At 62.3% G+C, this 16,543-nt stretch carries 14 protein-coding genes and 2 pseudogenes; 11 read left to right on the forward strand and 5 right to left on the reverse strand.

Annotation, left to right across the window (positions count from 1 at the left end; translation table 11 throughout):
* Positions 1–91: 91 nt before the first annotated feature.
* Genes F3W81_RS02200 through F3W81_RS02225 form a run of 6 tightly spaced genes read left to right on the forward strand, consistent with a single transcriptional unit; the run spans position 92 to position 5,902 of the window.
* Positions 92–1,063, forward strand: coding sequence for an ABC transporter substrate-binding protein (locus F3W81_RS02200; protein WP_193082051.1), 972 nt, complete (start codon positions 92–94; stop codon positions 1,061–1,063).
* A complete protein-coding gene (locus F3W81_RS02205) occupies positions 1,060–2,766 on the forward strand; it encodes an ABC transporter permease (RefSeq protein ID WP_193082053.1) in 1,707 nt (568 codons plus the stop codon). Before F3W81_RS02200 ends, F3W81_RS02205 begins: the two co-directional genes overlap by 4 nt.
* Positions 2,754–3,830: an ABC transporter ATP-binding protein gene (locus tag F3W81_RS02210; protein ID WP_193082054.1), complete on the forward strand. Its 1,077-nt coding sequence runs from the start codon at positions 2,754–2,756 to the stop codon at positions 3,828–3,830. The genes F3W81_RS02205 and F3W81_RS02210 overlap by 13 nt, the downstream gene beginning before the upstream one ends.
* Positions 3,823–4,908 (forward strand): MBL fold metallo-hydrolase, encoded by a 1,086-nt coding sequence (locus tag F3W81_RS02215; RefSeq protein ID WP_193082055.1) that lies wholly within the window; start codon positions 3,823–3,825, stop codon positions 4,906–4,908. Before F3W81_RS02210 ends, F3W81_RS02215 begins: the two co-directional genes overlap by 8 nt.
* A complete protein-coding gene (locus tag F3W81_RS02220) occupies positions 4,905–5,468 on the forward strand; it encodes a histidine phosphatase family protein (RefSeq protein ID WP_193082056.1) in 564 nt (187 codons plus the stop codon). Before F3W81_RS02215 ends, F3W81_RS02220 begins: the two co-directional genes overlap by 4 nt.
* Positions 5,456–5,902: a phosphatase domain-containing protein gene (locus tag F3W81_RS02225; protein WP_193082057.1), complete on the forward strand. Its 447-nt coding sequence runs from the start codon at positions 5,456–5,458 to the stop codon at positions 5,900–5,902. Before F3W81_RS02220 ends, F3W81_RS02225 begins: the two co-directional genes overlap by 13 nt.
* 119 nt (positions 5,903–6,021) lie before the next feature.
* On the opposite strand, the gene F3W81_RS02230 is transcribed toward F3W81_RS02225, so the two are convergent.
* The gene (locus F3W81_RS02230; RefSeq protein ID WP_264298884.1) at positions 6,022–6,564 is read right to left on the reverse strand and encodes a transposase; all 543 of its coding nucleotides are present in this window, start codon (positions 6,562–6,564) and stop codon (positions 6,022–6,024) included.
* A gap of 24 nt (positions 6,565–6,588) precedes the next feature.
* Positions 6,589–6,684 (reverse strand): annotated as a pseudogene (locus F3W81_RS21095) (hypothetical protein); the annotation flags it as partial.
* Positions 6,685–6,747: 63 nt separating this feature from the next.
* Between F3W81_RS21095 and F3W81_RS20690 the strand changes: the two are divergent.
* The 5 genes and pseudogenes from F3W81_RS20690 to F3W81_RS02250 all read left to right on the forward strand — a co-directional run bounded on the left by F3W81_RS20690 (position 6,748) and on the right by F3W81_RS02250 (position 11,867).
* Positions 6,748–6,936 (forward strand): hypothetical protein, encoded by a 189-nt coding sequence (locus F3W81_RS20690; protein ID WP_226941817.1) that lies wholly within the window; start codon positions 6,748–6,750, stop codon positions 6,934–6,936.
* 625 nt (positions 6,937–7,561) lie between these two features.
* Positions 7,562–7,705 (forward strand): annotated as a pseudogene (locus tag F3W81_RS21100) (IS5/IS1182 family transposase); the annotation flags it as partial.
* 494 nt (positions 7,706–8,199) lie between these two features.
* Complete coding sequence (locus tag F3W81_RS02240) at positions 8,200–8,997, forward strand: enoyl-CoA hydratase (RefSeq protein WP_193083573.1); 798 nt, start codon at positions 8,200–8,202, stop codon at positions 8,995–8,997.
* A 4-nt stretch (positions 8,998–9,001) separates the two neighbouring features.
* Positions 9,002–10,660: an acyl-CoA synthetase gene (locus tag F3W81_RS02245; protein WP_193082058.1), complete on the forward strand. Its 1,659-nt coding sequence runs from the start codon at positions 9,002–9,004 to the stop codon at positions 10,658–10,660.
* Positions 10,661–10,850: 190 nt separating this feature from the next.
* Entirely contained in the window at positions 10,851–11,867 is a 1,017-nt protein-coding gene (locus tag F3W81_RS02250) for an alpha/beta hydrolase family protein (RefSeq protein ID WP_193082059.1), read from the forward strand.
* Here the strand turns inward: F3W81_RS02250 and F3W81_RS02255 are convergent.
* The 3 genes from F3W81_RS02255 to aspT are packed head-to-tail and all read right to left on the reverse strand — an operon-like array spanning position 11,809 to position 16,361.
* On the reverse strand, positions 11,809–13,002 hold the full coding sequence (locus F3W81_RS02255; RefSeq protein ID WP_193082060.1) for a helix-turn-helix domain-containing protein: 1,194 nt from the start codon (positions 13,000–13,002) through the stop codon (positions 11,809–11,811). The two genes, F3W81_RS02250 and F3W81_RS02255, sit on opposite strands and share 59 nt — an antisense overlap.
* Positions 13,003–13,036: 34 nt before the next feature.
* Positions 13,037–14,626, reverse strand: coding sequence for a bifunctional aspartate transaminase/aspartate 4-decarboxylase (locus F3W81_RS02260; protein ID WP_193082061.1), 1,590 nt, complete (start codon positions 14,624–14,626; stop codon positions 13,037–13,039).
* 25 nt (positions 14,627–14,651) lie between these two features.
* The gene (gene aspT / locus F3W81_RS02265) at positions 14,652–16,361 is read right to left on the reverse strand and encodes an aspartate-alanine antiporter (protein ID WP_193082062.1); all 1,710 of its coding nucleotides are present in this window, start codon (positions 16,359–16,361) and stop codon (positions 14,652–14,654) included.
* Positions 16,362–16,543 lie beyond the last annotated feature (182 nt).

A 16,543-nucleotide genomic window follows, 5' to 3' on the forward strand; every position in this document is an offset into this window, starting at 1 on the left:
ACTGTCATGTCGAGCCGATAGGAAGCCCGCAAGAGAGACGAATCGACATTCCGCTCTTTCGAACGAAAATTCACTTTGGCAGGAGACTTTGATGTCCCGTTCCCTTTTGGCCGCTACCCTCTTACTGGCGCTTCCGACTCTGGCAGGCGCGGAAACCTTGACGCTCTATACGTCGCAACCGAACGAGGATGCGCAGAAAACGGTTGATGCCTTCACCGCAGCCAACCCCGACATCGAAGTGGATTGGGTCCGTGACGGCACCACCAAGCTGATGGCACGTCTGACCGCCGAGATCGAGGCCGGTCAGCCGCAAGCAGATGTGCTGCTGATCGCAGACACGGTGACCCTTGAAGGTCTGGCGCAGGCCGGTCAGCTGGCCGCTTATGCCTCGCCCGAGGAGGCAGCATACGACGCCTCGCTCTACAGCGCCGAAGGATACTATCATTCCACCAAGCTGATCACGACGGGCATCGTCTATAACACTGGTGCCGACACGGTACCGACGTCCTGGGCCGACCTTGCCAAACCCGAGATGGCCAATCTGGTCGCCATGCCGTCGCCGCTGTATTCCGGCGCCGCGTTGATCCACCTGGCCACGCTGACCGGAACCGATGGTCTGGGCTGGGACTATTACGAGGCGCTTGCAGCCAACAACACGCGCGCCGAAGGCGGCAATGGCGGCACGTTCAAGGCCGTCGCATCGGGTGAAAAGCCCTACGGTGTGCTGGTCGACTACATGGCAGTGCGGGCCAAGGCCGAGGGATCGCCCGTCGATTTCGTGTTCCCGAAAGAGGGCGTGTCCTACGTCACCGAACCTGTCGCGATCATGGCCGGCACCAAGCACATGGATGCGGCAGAAAAGTTCGTTGATTTCGTTCTTAGCGAAAAGGGTCAGGATCTTGTTGTCGACATGGGCTACATCCCCGCGCGCAACGGCGTGGCCAGCCCCGAGGGTTTCCCGGCACGTGATGCGATCAAGCTGATGGATTTCGATCCGGCCAAAGCACTGGCCGAGACGGACGCCAACAAGGCCCGCTTCGCAGAGGTGTTTGGCGTCCAATGAGAACGCCCACGTTCACCAAAGGTGGCAGCCGGTCTCTGGACCGGCTGTTGCCGCTTATTCTGCTGCCGGTGGCGCTGATCGCGCTCGGCCCGGTCGTGCGCCTGTTGCTTGAGGGCATTGGGTTTGGCGACGGCCTGACCAGCGAGCATCTGACAACGGTTCTGTCGCGGCCGTCGACGGGCACCGCGCTGCTGCATTCGCTGATCACCGCAGGCGGCGGGACAGTGCTGTCAATCCTGATCGGTGCGAGCTTTGCCTTTCTCGTCGCGCTGACGGATATCCGGGGCAAGGGAGCTTTGGTCTTTTGCCTGATGATCCCGATGATGATCCCGCCGCAGATCACCGCGCTGGCCTGGATGCAAATGGCCGGTCCGTCTTCGACCTTGCTGAAGCTTATCGGACTGGCCCCGCCCCTTGGCAGCCCGCAACCGCTGCATTCGCCCGGTGGCATCATCCTGTTGCTCGGCATCCAGCATGCGTCGCTGGTTTTCCTGACCCTGCGCGCAGGTCTGCGGATGATCCCTGCTGATCTGGTCGAGGCCGCCCGGATGTCTGGCGCGGGATCGCTGCGGGTCTGGGCGCAAACCGTCCTGCCGCTCTCAATGCCCTCTCTGATTGCTGGCGGCGCGATGGCCTTTGTCACCGCCTTGGGCAATTTCGGCATTCCCGCCATGCTGGGTATTCCCGCAGGCTACGCGACCCTGCCGACACTGATTTATCAACGCCTTGTCGGCATGGGGCCATCGGTCCTGCCCGAGGTTGCCGTGCTGTCACTGTTGATCGGTGCGGTTGCGATTTTGGGCATTCTGTTCAGCCGCTATGTTCTGTCGCGCAAGGGCTTCGGGTTGGTCGGACTGTCTGGCAATCCGCTGGCATTGTCGCTCGGGCGGGGGCGTCGCGCCATTGAAGTGCTGCTCTGGGGGTTCATCTTCGTGATCCTCGGCCTGCCTCTCTTTGCCCTGCTCGCAACCTCGCTTATCCCGGCGTATGGGGTGCCGCTGACGTTCACGACCGCCACGTTTGACGCATGGAAAGAGGTGCTGTTCGTCCAGCCGGGTACTCGGCGCGCCTATGGCAATTCGCTGATGCTCGCGACCTCTGCGGCGGCGATCCTGCTGGTGATCAGCTTGCCTCTGGCCTGGCTGATGGAGCGCCGCTCCAACCGGCTCAGCCGCATTCTGGATGCGCTGATTGACTTGCCCTATGCCTTGCCTGGTGTCGTTCTGTCGATTGCCTGCATCCTGACCTTCCTGAACCTTCCGTTCACGGACATGACGCTGTACGGCACGATCTGGATCATCCTGCTGGCCTATCTGGCGCGGTTCTTTGTGGTGATGCTGCGACCGATCCAGGCCAGCATCGCGCAGCTTGATCCGGCGATGGAGGAAGCGGCGGCCAGCGTTGGTGCGCGCCTGTCGCGGCGTCTGCGCGACATCGTTTTGCCGCTCGCGGCACCGTCTGCGGCGGCAGGGGCGATCCTAGTGTTTCTGACGGCCGTGAATGAACTGACCGTGTCGGCGTTGCTCTGGTCCTCGGGGACCGAAACGCTGGGCGTTGTCATCTACAATCTCGAAGACAGCGGTGAAACCGTCATGGCCTCGGCCCTGGCGATGTCCATCGTGCTTCTCATCGTCTTGCTCATGGGGCTGGTTCAGGCCGGGGCAAAGCGTTTTCCAAAAGGTGTCATCCCATGGCAGAGCTGAGCTTTTCCAACCTCTCCAAGCAGTTCGACGGTGTCGCCGCGCTGGACAGCATCAATGCGCAGATCACCTCGGGGGAATTCGTCGCGCTGCTGGGACCGTCGGGCTGTGGCAAGACCACGCTGCTGCGTCTGACGGCGGGGTTTGAACACCCGAGTGCAGGTGAAATCCGTATCGGCGGTCAGACGGTGGCCGGCGCGAGCCAGTTTGTGCCGCCAGAAGATCGTGGCATCGGCATCGTCTTTCAATCCTATGCCCTCTGGCCGCATAAGAGCGTGTTTTCAAATGTCTCCTATCCGCTGGAAGTGCGCCGCGTGCCGCGCGCCGAACGTGAAGCGCGCGTGGCTGAGGCGCTGTCCCTGACGGGGCTAAGCGATTTGGCGCAGCGCATGCCTTCGCAATTGTCGGGTGGTCAACGTCAACGCGTGGCTCTGGCCCGCTGTCTGGTGTTCGATCCGCGCGCGGTTCTTCTGGATGAACCGCTTGCCAACCTCGATCTGGCTCTGCGAGCCTCGATGCAGGAGGTGTTTTCGATGTTCCACCGCCGGACGGGCGCCACCATGCTCTACGTCACCCATGATCAGGGCGAGGCGCTGGCCCTCGCCGACCGGGTTGCGGTGATGGCAGCGGGCAAGATCCGGCAATTTGCAGCACCTGAGGTTCTGTACCGCGAACCTGTGGATTGCTTCGTTGCAGGGTTTGTCGGCGATGGGGCCGTGGTCTCGGCCCGACGTACAGGGCAAACCGACAGAAACCTTCTGCTGCTGAATGTCCTTGGCCAGGAGGTTCTGTCGCGCAGCGCCACGCCAGAGCCGAGCCATGTCAGCGTCCGCCCCGAGTCGATTTCTCTCAGCGATGATGCGCCGCTGCGGGCCCGTGTCACCGGCTGCACATATCTCGGCGGACAATTCCGCCTGACGCTGGATACCGCCGGTGAAACCCTTGTCGCCTTCGCCCGCCAGCGCGCCCGCATCGGGGAAACCGTCGGTGTCAGGCTGCACGATCTCTGGGCCTTTCGCGATCCTGAAGGGGTGGTGACGATGGAGAGGGCCCTGGCACATGCGTGACGATAGCCTTCAGTACGCGCCCTGGATCGAGGTTCTTTCGGGGCTCGGCGAAAAGGGACCGGCCTGCATCCGCCTGTGGACGGGGCAGGCCCTTTGGGTGCTGGATGTGGGGGTCGGACCCGAAGCCACCTCTCCCTTCAATCCGGACTGGATCGAGGGCGCCGAGCGTGTGTTCATCACCCATGATCACATCGACCACATCGGCGGGGCCGCACATGCGGTGACCGCTGGCTTGCCGATCCATTGCACCGCCCAAACAGCGCGTGCGCTTCCGCCCGGCAGCAATGTCGCGGTTCTGCCCGAAGTCGGTCGCACTGTGATTGACGGGATCAGCGTGACCACTGGTCGCAATGGTCATGCCTTGGGCGGTGTCTGGCTTCATTTCGATCTCGGGGACGGATTGTTCTTTTCCGGCGACTGGTCCGAGGAAAGCGCATGGTTCGCTTTTGATCCTCCGCCCCGCGCCCAGACAGCCCTGATCGACTCATCCTATCATCTTGATGACATTCCGCAGGCGCAGCGCATTTCGGCGCTCGATCAGATGCTGCTTGAAAATCAGGGGCGGCAGATCCTGTTTCCGGTACCGCCTTCGGGGCGGGCGGGAGAGCTGGCATTGCATCTGATGCGGTATGGCGCGGTCAGCTTTGATGACAGTTGCCGCAGGGCAGTTGATCGCGCCCTGCACAGTGGCAGCCTGAACAGCATGGCAGATCAGCTGGCCCCGCTTCTGGACGTCGGTTTTGACCCCGAAGCACGCTTTCTGCTTTGTGATACACCGAATGCGGATGCTGGCATGGCCGCACAGGTTGTGCGCGACTGGCATGACGCAGGGCGGCTGGGACGGCAGGCGATGGTGCTGTTTACCGGGCATATGACGGCCCATGCGCGGGTGATTGCGGCGGAGGGCGGGCAGTTCCTGCGCTGGAACGTCCATCCGCCGCTGTCGGAGCAGATCTCCATGGTGCGCCGTCTTGAGGCGCAGCGCTACGCACCTCTGTTTTGCTCTCAACCCGAGGACTACCTGCTGGAGCCGCGCTTTCAGGCCCAGCTTGTGCTGAACGAAAGGTGCCTGTTGTGAGCTTGCCAGCGAAGCCATTCGTGCTGATCCGCCATGGTCAGACAGATGCAAACCGCGACCTGCGCATCGCAGGCCGCACAGAGGCGCAGTTGACACAAGCAGGCCGCCGCTCGGCCCAAGCGCTGTCGGGATGGGCATGGCCCCAGGACATGATGCTGTTCGCCAGCCCTCAGCAGCGGGCGCAGGAAACGGCCCGTCTGGCCTTTCCCCATAGCAGCCCGTTTCTGCTCGAGGGATTGCGGGAACGCGACTGGGGCCAGCTGGAGAACCGCCCGGTGTCCGAGCTTTTACCACGCGACCAGACGCCAGAGGGGGGCGAGCCCTGGGCGGACATGATTGATCGCGTTCGCATGGCGATCACCGAGGCGCAGAGGTTTGCCGCTGCTCACGTGCCGGTCTGTGTCGCCCATTCGGGCGTCATCAGGGCCGTGCGCCATCTGACTGGCGGTGCCGCCGATGGCCCGTCACCCGCAAACACCACACCCTATCTATTTTCGCCCGGCCCGGAGGGTTGGCGCGAAACACTGCTGGAACAGAAAGACACACGATGGATTGCGTAATTTTCGACATCGATGGCACTCTGGCTGAATTTGATGCAGATCGCTTGGGCCATCTTGTGCATGACGAGGTCAAGCACTGGCAGAGCTTTCACGAAGAGATGGCGAGCGCCGCGGTGATCGCACCGGTCGCGCGCCTTCTGCACAAGCTCAAAGCGCAGGGCGATGCAATCGTTCTGTGTTCCGGTCGCCCCGACGGATGGCGGAGTCATACTGCAGCTTGGCTCGAACAGATGGAAATACCATATGATGCGCTCTATCTCCGCGGCCATGACGAAGATGGTGCAAGCGATCCGGAGGTAAAGCGCAGCGCACTCGCACGGATACGCGGCGATGGGTATCGCCCCTGGCTTGTGGTAGATGACCGAAGCGCTGTCGTCGCGTTCTGGCGTGACGCCGGACTGACCTGCCTGCAGTGTGCTGTTGGGGATTTCTGATCGCAACACTCGCCGTCGGCACGGGCGAAGCTGACGCGGAAGCAATACGGAGCCCTAACAGCCAGATGGAGATAAGCCTTCGCCTTGCCCGCGCGACGCTTGCCTAGCAACTGTATCCCTCACGCGGTCGAAGGCGTCCATTTCTGACGGCTTTTACACAGAGCGTGAGCAAGGTTGACCCGTTTCCGGGCGCCGGCCGTTATGATGAGCTTGTGCGGTTTCCCGGCTTTTCGCAGGCGATCCGCAAAGGTTTTCATGGTCAGGTTGTGATGCGCGGCGACCGAAGCAGCTTGGAACATCACATGCCTCAGAGCACGGCGATCGCCTGCAATAGTTCGCTTCCCAGGAAGGGTTCCACTGTTATGCACGACGGGGGCGAGCCCTACGAGAGCTGCGGCCTGTTCGCCGGTGACGGTGCCAGGCTCATGCATCTGCGCGACCAGCATTGTGCTGGCCACTGGTCCGATCCCGGGGATGGAGTGTAGAACACCAGTGGTCTTTGCCCGCAAATCGTCGAAAGATATGGCGGCACCGATTCTATCTTCCATCGCCTTGATCCGGCAGTCGAGCCGCGCCTTCAGTTCGGTATCGATGCTGTCGAACATTTCGGCTGCGCCAGGCTTCTGATGCGCGCGCATCTGTGCCAGTTGCCGTTTGCGCATCTCGACGACCTGGGCCCGCCTTGAGGTCAAAGCTCTAAGAAATCGCAGCTTTTCTGTGGGAAGGCGGCGACCAGCATCGGGTCGAAAGGCAAAGAATCGGGCAATAAGCTCCGCGTCAATTCGGTCGGTCTTTGCACGCGTGCCCCGGCTTCATGCGAACGCCCTTATCTGCACGGGCGGCACTTGCCGGGCGATGACGCCTTCTGTTTCGAGCGTTTCAAAGCAAGCGACGGCCTCTCGATCGCGGGCAAGATCCGCGATGGCCCCGTGACTGTCTGGTCCATTCGGCACGCGACATTGGAGCCCATCGGGCAGGCAATGAAGGTCCAGCCAGTCACGGCTGACGTCTATGCCGACAACGCGGCGGTGTGATAGATTGTCCATGCTCTCTTCGTTCTGGTGCGCGGTCCAGAGCGGAAGCAATCAACTCTCCGAGACGGTGCCGACAGGCTAAGAAGCGCGGTCATGCCACAAGGGTCAGACGTCGCGCACCATCCCGTCATTGTCCTGGCCAGGGAGAGTGACGGGGGTCGTTTAGCAGATGCCAGATACAGAAGGGTCAGGACCCATTGATCACCTTGTGGCTATGAGGGTGTGCATAATTCGCCGTTCCCGAACCAAAGGGGCTTGATGCGCAATCTGTATAGGCCGAGCAAGGCTCAGATAGACTCGCTTCGGCCCTATTTCGCGAAGATACATGGCGTGACGCGGGGCGATGACCTGTTGCCCGGCAGGTGTGGCTTGGCATCGCCGACAGGGGACGAGGCCTGAGCTGCATTCTCTTTACCAATTGCAATGGATTGTACTGATTTGAAACGCCGTGGGAGTATGGTCCGCACTAGACGATCTCCATCGACGCGACTGATCTCGAAGCACATCACATAACGTAGACCCTTGGGTCAACTAAGGGAGGCGTGACGTCCAATCCACGACCCCGCAGGGTACTGCGCAGCAATGACACGAGAGGGGCCAAATTGCACACAATGAGTGATGCGCGCGGCCCATACGGAGGCGAAACCGGATCGAAATCAAGTTCGGACGTTTGAAAGGCTGGAGGCTAGTGGCCACACGGTGCAAACGAAGCGCCAATGTCTTTCCCTCAGCCATTGCTCTTGCTGCGTCGCTTTTCTCTTGGTTGTGAAGCCAGAGCCTAGATAGGTTTGATCATCGAAGACATGCCCTTGAAAGGGCGGAATAGCATGAAATCGTCCAAGGACCCTTGCGAGTCCAACACGCGCAACGCTCATGGTGCACCGGTGCAGGGTACTCGGCGGAGATCCAAAACCTGTCTGACCAGCCCGCACTCGTCTGCGAGAGGAGGCGCCATCAGGCGCCCGAACCACTCGACAGAGCATTTTGTGCGGACTAACAATACGCAAGAGGTTCGGCGCAGCCCGGATTAGACATTGTGAAATCAGGAGACTGAGCAGGCAGTCGCGTCGGCACTGTCCAGTTTCGTGGAGATGGGCTTTGCCGTCTCTGCCGAAGTGTGCTGGCTGGCGAACATGGCTTTGGCCGGGACAACGGGAAAACCAAATCTCGACGAGGCGGGCCGCGACGGCTGGATTGGTGACAAAGGCACATGCGGAATTCTGGCGCGAGTTGAGAAGGATCTTACCCTTGCAAGACACCACAATGGAAAACGATATCCTTTTGCGCGCGCTGGATGACGACGGCATCTTGCGCCTGACGCTGAATGACGTGCCTCGGCGCAATGCCCTGTCCGAGGCGATGCTGGCGGCTCTGGCGGCGGCGATCGGCGAGGCTGGTTCCAATCCTGCGGTGCGCGTGATGGTTCTGACGGCGAACGGACCGGCATTTTGCGCCGGGCATGACCTTAAGGAAATGACCGCGGGCCGGGCGGATGCGGATGGCGGCAGGGCCTATTTCGCGAAGGTGATGGTGATGTGCTCCGGTGTCATGCAAGCGATTGTGACTTGCCCCAAGCCGGTGATCGCCGAGGTGACGGGGGTTGCCACTGCAGCAGGCTGTCAGCTGGTCGCCAGCTGTGATCTTGCGCTGGCCGCAGATACCGCGCAGTTCAGCACACCGGGGGTGCATATCGGGCTGTTCTGCTCCACCCCCATGGTGGCGCTGTCGCGCAATGTGGCCGACAAGCACGCGATGGAAATGCTGCTGACCGGCGATATGACCCCGGCCCGCCGTGCGGCGGAAATCGGGCTGATCAATCGCGCCGTTGCCCCGGAGACCCTGCGGCAGGCGACGATGGAGATGGCCCGCAAGATCGCCGCCAAATCCAGCATGACTCTGGCCACCGGCAAGCGCGCCTATTACGCGCAGCGCGAGATGGACCTGTCCGACGCCTATGCCTATGCCTCGGGGGTGATGGTCGACAACATGCTGGCCCGCGACGCCGAAGAGGGCATTGGCGCCTTCCTTCAAAAACGCACACCCGAATGGCAGGATGCCTGATCCCATGAGTGATAGCCCCTATGACATCGGCCTGCAGCGCAGGCCCGCCAACCACCAGCCGCTGACGCCTCTGACCTTTCTGGAGCGCGCCGCGAGCGTGTTTCCCGAGCATACGGCGATCGTGCATGGCCCGTTGCGGCGCAGCTACGGCGCTTTCTATGCCCGTGCGCGGCAGCTCGCGTCGGCGCTGGCGCAGAACGGCATCGGGCGGCGCGACACGGTGTCGGTCGTTCTGGCGAACACACCCGCGATGTTGGAGTGCCACTACGGTGTGCCGATGAGCGGAGGCGTCCTGCATTCGGTCAACACCCGTCTGGATGCCGCCAATATCGCGTTTCAGCTCGATCATACGATGTCGCGTGTGGTGATCGTGGACCGCGAGTTCATGCCGCTGTTGCAGGACGCGCTGGCCTTGGCAAAGGCCCGGCCCCTGGTGATCCAGTATGATGATGCGGAGTTTGACGGGCCAGGTGCCGATGCGGGCGTCCTCGACTATGAGGCCTTTCTTGGCAACGGGGATCCGGAGTTCGCCTGGCTGATGCCCGAGGACGAGTGGGACGCGATTGCGATCAACTATACCTCCGGGACGACGGGCGATCCCAAGGGCGTGGTCACGCATCATCGCGGGGCATATCTGCTGGCGCAGGGCAATGCGCTGACCTCGTCCATGCACAAACATGCGGTCTATCTTTGGACGCTGCCAATGTTTCACTGCAATGGCTGGTGCTTTCCCTGGACGCTGTCGGCGATCATCGGCACCCACGTCTGCCTGCGGCAGGTGCGGGCGGAACCGATCTGGAGCGCGCTGTCGGAAGAGCGTGTCACGCATCTCTGCGGTGCGCCGATTGTCATGTCGCTGATGATTTCGGCCCCTGAGGACGCGAAACGCGACCTTGCGCAGCGGGTGCAGTTTTTCACCGCCGCAGCGCCCCCGCCCGAAAAGCTGCTGGCCGAGATGAAGACGGCGGGCTTTGACGTCACGCACCTTTATGGCCTGACCGAAACCTACGGCCCGGCGGTGGTGAATGACTGGCACGACAGCTGGTCTGATCTGCCCCCCGCGCAGCAGGCGGCGCTGAAGTCCCGTCAGGGGGTGCGCTATCTGCCGCTGGAACAGCTGGACGTGCTTGACCCGGACACCATGATGCCGGTGCCGCGCGATGGCGAGACGATGGGCGAAGTGATGTTTCGGGGCAACGTCGTCATGAAGGGCTATTTCCGCAATGCCGAGGCGACGGAGGCGGCCTTTGCCGGAGGCTGGTTCCATTCCGGTGATCTGGGCGTCGTGCATCCCGATGGCTATATCCAGCTCAAGGACCGCTCAAAGGATATCATCATCTCGGGGGGCGAGAATATCTCCTCCATCGAGGTCGAGGAAGCGCTGTACCGTCATCCCGCGGTGGCTGTGGCCGCCGTGGTGGCGATGCCGCATGAGAAGTGGGGAGAGACCCCCTGCGCCTTTGTCGAGCTGGCCAGAGGACAGCAGACGGATGCCGACACCCTGAAGGCGTGGTGCCGCGCCCAGTTGGCAGCCTACAAGGTGCCCGGTCGCTTCATCTTCATGGAGATCCCCAGAACATCAACGGGGAAGATCCAGAAATTTGCGCTGCGTGAACATGCCAGGACCCTGCCACTCTGCGCGACATCGTCACCGACCGGATAGGTCTGGGGCGGCGCTTGTCTGACGGTGTTTCGCCAAGGCAGCCGGGGAGGGCGTCGTGACGGGGGGGGCCGAAGCGGGGAGGCAAAACCGAACGTCCTGCATATTTCTGAGGTGCTTTATCGCGATCAAGGTCTCGCGACCACGGGTGTTCTGGCAGGACTGAGGCATTCATTGTCTTTGGAGAACCCTCATGAAAACTCTCAGCTTGATACTTGCCGTCCTTGGATGGGCGGGCGCCGTTGCGGCCAGCGACGGGCCTCTGCCCGTCGGGGCTGGCACGCTTGATTTGCCCGGGATCGAGACCGTGGTCCTCTATCCCACCAGCAGTGCCGCCCCCACCAGCCTGCTTGCGGACAATCCGGTCTTTGTTGGCGTGCCCGTGGTCCGCGATGGCGCCGTTGCCGCCGGTGTCCATCCGGTGGCGCTGCTGTCGCATGGCTATAGCGGCCTCTGGAGGAACCAGATCTGGCTGGCGGAAGAGTTGGCGCGGGCCGGATATATCGCCGTCCTGCCCAGTCATCCGGGCACGACCTTTGGCGATATGGACCCGTCCTGGGCGCTGCACCCCGCCGACCGTCCGCAGCAGATGTCGCGTGTGCTGGACGGCCTGCTGGCAGACGCAGAGTTTGCCGCGCACATCGATGCAAGCCGAATCTCAGTGATAGGGCATTCCCTCGGGGGATCGACGGCGTTGATGATGGCGGGCGGCGTATTTTCCGGTCCGCGTCTGATGGAGGCCTGTGGGGGGAGCACCGACAAGCTGGTCTGCCTGCTCTATCGCGACGGCGGCGCGGGCCAGAGCACAACCCCGGCCTCGGCCAGAGATCCCCGGATCACGGCGGCGGTGTTGCTGGATATGGAGGGGATTCAGGGCTTTACGCCCGAAAGTCTGGCGGACCTTTCGATCCCTGTTCTGGCTCTGGCCGCTGGCATCGAAGATCCCCGGCTGCCGCTCGGCTGGGAGTCGCGGATGCAGAGCCAGCGCCTGCCGGCTGCAACCTCGCGCTACGCGGAAATGATCGGGGCGACGCATTTCACCTTTATGAGCGAGTGCAAACCGGGCGCTGAGGAGATCCTGGAGGAAGACGCCTATGTCTGTCAGGGCGAGACCGCACCGCGAGCCACCCTGCACCAGGAGATCGCGGCGATCATCCTGCGCTTTCTGAACGCCGGTACGCAGTTGGAGTCTGCCCTGCAGTCGCTCTGAAGGCGCGATTGAAGTTCGACTTGGTTTGAAAGCCGGCGTCCAGCATCACCTGAGTGACAGGAAGATCGCTGTCTCTGAGAAGGCGCATGGCCTCGCGGACCCGGTATCCGTTGACCAGATCGGTCACAGTCGTTCCATGACCCCGGTTCACGGCGTGCGAGATTTTGCGCGCCGTGATGCCGGTCCGGCGGGCAATGCGTTGCAGCGTCAGATCATGGTCGCGATACAAACCGGCCTCAAGCGCCGTTTCGACGAGGGCAAGGATGTCCTGATCGACCTCTTCCGAGGGGGTGCTGTCAGCCTGCGTCTTGTCGGGAGGGGGTGCGACATCGCTGTCCACGATGGTTTCACCGGCGCGCCCGAACAGCGCTGCGGCGAGAGCAACCAGAATAAGCCCCATCATGGCCGCAATGGCGGGTGCGGCCGTTGTCCCCGCGCGCCCTGCGAGGTCCAGCGCAACGATCGTGTCAACAAGCGCACTGAGGATCAGCAGGATCGCAACACCATAACGTGCCCTGCCGACCGTCCACTCATCGCCGATCCGGATCTGGCTCAGTGCAGTGTCGGGCAGTTTCAGCCGCAGGATCAGCAGGCCGAAGACGACAAATTCAGTGATCAGGACCGCGTCGATCGCCACAGGCAGGACAAACCACAAAACGACGACCGAGACGGGCCAGAACAGGATGCGGGCCGACACCTTGCGGCCGCGAAGGCCGTCGAAGGCTGCGAAGGCGAGGGGCGGCAGGCAGGCTGCAGACACCGGCTGAACAAACTTCACCCAGCTGAGATCCAGGCTCCATCGGAGCCCCACCAGACCCGTCTGCAGCGCGCAAAGGGCCACGAACAGCAGGAACAGCGGTTGCTTGCGCTGCGCGCCCAGCATCCGGGCAAGAAGACCGAGCAATACGGCCGTGACGATAAACGGCAAGGGTATTGAAGGCATCGGTCGGATTTTCCTTGCCGGGGGAGAGAGAGGGGGCAGCGCGGGCGCCTCTCTGCCGAACGCACTCTCTCTGGTGTCACGCACTGCGTGCCCGAGGGTGTTGGACTTGGGGGGCTTTGTCCATAGTCCTGCGCCGGGAGTGAGGCGCGCAGACCTTGCAATTTGCCCCGGCACGACGGCGTGCCGGGGCATGAGAGGGGCGAAAGCGAGGGGCTTGGCCCGAAGCTCAGGCGGCTTTGAAATCCGCGTAGCATTCGTCCAGAACCTGCCGGGTGAACCGCCCGATCGAGGCGTATTCAATCTCCGTGAGGTTGGCGAGAGAGACGCGTGCGGAGGTGTCGACGACCTCAAACCCTTTGCCGGGCAGCAGGACGACACCGGTCTCTTGTGCAAGGCGGAACAGGAAGCTGAGGCCAAGATCACTGTTGATGAACCATGCCTTGAACTCTGCCCCGTAGAGATCGCCACCGATCTCCTGAAGGTCCAGCAGGGTGTAGTAATTGACGTCGTCTGGCAGATGCCGGGCCTCGATCCCCATGTGGCTGTAGAGGGTCTGGTATCTTTTGCGGATCAGTTGTTTCGCCGCATCTTTATAGCGGTGTTCGCGGTCCATCAGGCCATGTAGGGCAAACAGCGCCATCTGCAGCTGCTGGGGCACCGAGAGACCGGCGGTGTGGTTGAGGGCCACCGCGCGACTGTCCGCGACCAGCCGGTCGATGAACTTCAGCGCCCGCGGCTCGGTTGTCAGGGAGGCGTAGCGGGTGTCCAGACGGCGTTTCGTATCCTCTGGCAGCGCGGAGAGGGCGGCCTCGAACACGTTGTCGTCGTGCAGGGCGATCACCCCGAGGCGCCAGCCGGTCGCGCCGAAGTACTTCGAGAACGAATAGACGCAGAGCGTGTTGTAGGGGCACTTGGCGAAGACCGAGACGAAATCGTCGGCGAAGGTGCCATAGACGTCATCCGTCACGATGAACAGATCCGGCCGGTGATCGCGCACCAGCGCGGCCAGTTGATCCAGCACGGCGTCCGACAGTTTCGAGGAGGGCGGATTGCTGGGGTTCACAAGGCAGAAGATCTTGATCGCCGGGTCGAGCAGCTTGTCCAGCTCTGACTGCGGCAACTGCCAGTCGTCGGTGCGATCCATGCAGATGTCGATGATGTCCAATTGGTATTCGCTCAGGATCGGAATCTCGAGGTACGGCGAAAAGATCGGGGTCGCGATGGCGATCTTGTCGCCGGGTTTGATCAGGAAATTCGCGTGCAGCGTCTGGAAGATATAGGCCATCGCGGCTGTGCCACCTTCGGTGGCGAACAGCGATGTGCTGCCGGCGGGGGGCGTCGGGCCGAACATCTCCTGCGAGAGGTAGGCTTTCACGATCTCCTCGGTATGGGTCAGCATCCGGGGCGGCGTGGGGTAGGTGCTGCCGAGAAAGGCGCTGACCACCTCGAACAGAAAGTCATCGCGGTTCAGGCCCAGCTGATCCTTCACGAAAGCGATGGCTGAGCGCAGGAAAATGATCCCGTCGCTGTCGCGGTGGTGGGTCGCATAGGCGTCGAACCTCTGAACGATGCCGTTGCGCTCAGGCAAGCCGCCAAGGCCGCTGTCGAGGTAGGAATAGGACCGCTCGGCCTCGCGCAGGGCGAAATCGCCCAAGCTGAGAAAGGCCCAGCGGGGCAGGGTGGCGAGGAAGTTCGGATTGCCGCGCCCTGCATTCAGCATCAGGCGCTGGGCATCCGAGGACGCGATGGAGATCAATTCGTCCTTGAGTTCGAAAGGGCTGAGCTGCGCAAAACGACTGTAATTTGTGTCTGGCATGAGAGTGATCTGGACCTTTTCGAGGTTATGGGGTGGCGTTCTTGGTGATGACGCCGACGATGATCGGCCCCCAGAGCGTGAGGAACACGTTGGCGACCGCATAGGTGACGGTGAAGGACACGACCGGCGTGGCGTTTCCGGCCTTTTGCAGCAGGGCGGCGAAGGCGGGGTTGGCGCTGCGCCCACCCGCGACACAGGCCAGAGCCTCGATCGGGTTGCGGATGCGCAGGACGTAGTAGGAAAAGAAGAAGGTGACGATCTGCGGGATCAGCGTGACCGCAACGCCCAGCAGCAGCAGCGTCAGCCCGTATTGCTGGATCGCGACCAGCGCCTGCGGGCCGGCGGCGATGCCGACGATCCCGACAAAGACGGCCAGCCCGAAGTCTCGCAGAAAGTTCGACGCACCGAAGGGCAGGGCGGCAAAGCGTGGATGCACACTGCGCAGCCAGCCGAACAGCAGGCCCGACAGCAGGCAACCGCCGCCGCTGCCGATGGTGATCGGCACGCCCCAGATCGTGAAATGCGCCATGCCGATCAGGATACCGATCATCATGCCGATGCCGAAGAAGATGAAGTCAGTGACCTCGGCCGCCGTGATCTTGTAGCCGATCCGGGATTGCACCCGGTCGAGATCTGCCGGGCTGCCGGTGAAGTGCAGCTCATCCCCGCTTTTCAGTTCAAGTTTGGGCAGTAGGGGCAGATCGCGCCCCATCCGCTTGACGGCCGTCAGGAAGACACCCCGGCGGGTAGCGACGTTGACGCTATCGTGGATGTCGGAAATCGCGCGGCCACTGAGGGTGCGATTGGTCAGGATGATCTCGCGCCGCTCAAGCACCAGCAGCAGGCCATCGGGGGCGACAACTTCGCGCCCCAGAACCCCGACGGCGGTTTCCAGGCCCGCGATGTTGCCGGTCAGGGCAACGGTGTCGCCCGCGTGCAGGGTCGTGTCTGCGTCGAGGGTGATGATCTCGCCCTCGCGGAAGATGGCTTCGACGGCGGCGTCCGAGAGCTGCTCATCCAGGGCCGCGGGCGTCTTGCCGATGGCGGGGCTGTCGGGGCCCATCAGATAGATGCGCGTATCAATCGCGCGCACGGCGTTGAATTCGCCCGGATCAAGCTCGGCATGGCCGCCGGACATGGTTTTCGCCAGCTTGATGGCCTCCTGGCGGACGTTCCATTTCATGATCAGCGGCAGGAACCAGCTGACCATCAGGATCGGCCCGAGCGAGCCGAAGATATAACAGACCGCATAGCCGACGGCGATATTGGACTGCATGATCTTGGTGACATCCGGCGCGAGGCCGAGCTTTGCGATCGCATCGCCCGCCGTGCCCAGAATGGCCGATTGTGTCAGCCCGCCGGCGGCCAGGCCTGCTGCCATGCCGCGATCCAGCCCGAACATCCAGGCGGCCCCCAGCACACAGATCAGGCCGACGAGGCACATCACGAAGGCCGAGGTGAGCTGGTTCAGCGAGCGCAGGTTCAGCGCGTGAAAGAACTGCGGACCGCCCTGAAAGCCGACGGCATAGATGAACAATGCAAAGAAGATCGACTTGATGCCGCCGGCGATCTGGATGTCGAGCTGGCCAATGACCACGCCCACCAGCAATGTGCCAGCAATGCCGCCGAGGACAAAAGTACCGACCTTCAGTTTGCCGACGAAATAGCCAAGGGCGATGGTGAAAAAGAGCGCCAACAAGGGCTGACTCGCGAGGAGGTCGTGTAAGACTGTCATGCTGCTCTTTCAACTTGGCTTTGGATCAGGCGACAGTCGCGCCGATCAAGGGGGCGCACCGCTTTCGACGCAGCGCGAGACCCCGTTCAAGCCAGTAGCCCGAGCGTCAGCGCCGCCCATGCAAGGGTGTCGAAAGTGTGCTCGCACGGAGCCCTGCTCGATGCACTGACGCACGTTAGCCT

Source organism: Pseudooceanicola spongiae, from assembly GCF_014899185.1.
In the GTDB taxonomy this organism is placed as follows: domain Bacteria; phylum Pseudomonadota; class Alphaproteobacteria; order Rhodobacterales; family Rhodobacteraceae; genus Pseudooceanicola; species Pseudooceanicola spongiae.

What these genes read in the sequence shown, in the direction of transcription:
- F3W81_RS02200 (WP_193082051.1), top strand. Translation starts at nt 92, where the DNA reads ATGTCCCGTTCCCTTTTGGCCGCTACCCTCTTACTGGCGCTTCCGACT.
- F3W81_RS02205 (WP_193082053.1), top strand. Translation starts at nt 1,060, where the DNA reads ATGAGAACGCCCACGTTCACCAAAGGTGGCAGCCGGTCTCTGGACCGG.
- F3W81_RS02210 (WP_193082054.1), top strand. Translation starts at nt 2,754, where the DNA reads ATGGCAGAGCTGAGCTTTTCCAACCTCTCCAAGCAGTTCGACGGTGTC.
- F3W81_RS02215 (WP_193082055.1), top strand. Translation starts at nt 3,823, where the DNA reads ATGCGTGACGATAGCCTTCAGTACGCGCCCTGGATCGAGGTTCTTTCG.
- F3W81_RS02225 (WP_193082057.1), top strand. Translation starts at nt 5,456, where the DNA reads ATGGATTGCGTAATTTTCGACATCGATGGCACTCTGGCTGAATTTGAT.
- F3W81_RS02230 (WP_264298884.1), bottom strand. Translation starts at nt 6,564, where the DNA reads ATGCGCAAACGGCAACTGGCACAGATGCGCGCGCATCAGAAGCCTGGC.
- F3W81_RS02240 (WP_193083573.1), top strand. Translation starts at nt 8,200, where the DNA reads ATGGAAAACGATATCCTTTTGCGCGCGCTGGATGACGACGGCATCTTG.
- F3W81_RS02245 (WP_193082058.1), top strand. Translation starts at nt 9,002, where the DNA reads ATGAGTGATAGCCCCTATGACATCGGCCTGCAGCGCAGGCCCGCCAAC.
- F3W81_RS02250 (WP_193082059.1), top strand. Translation starts at nt 10,851, where the DNA reads ATGAAAACTCTCAGCTTGATACTTGCCGTCCTTGGATGGGCGGGCGCC.
- F3W81_RS02255 (WP_193082060.1), bottom strand. Translation starts at nt 13,002, where the DNA reads ATGCCCCGGCACGCCGTCGTGCCGGGGCAAATTGCAAGGTCTGCGCGC.
- F3W81_RS02260 (WP_193082061.1), bottom strand. Translation starts at nt 14,626, where the DNA reads ATGCCAGACACAAATTACAGTCGTTTTGCGCAGCTCAGCCCTTTCGAA.
- aspT (WP_193082062.1), bottom strand. Translation starts at nt 16,361, where the DNA reads ATGACAGTCTTACACGACCTCCTCGCGAGTCAGCCCTTGTTGGCGCTC.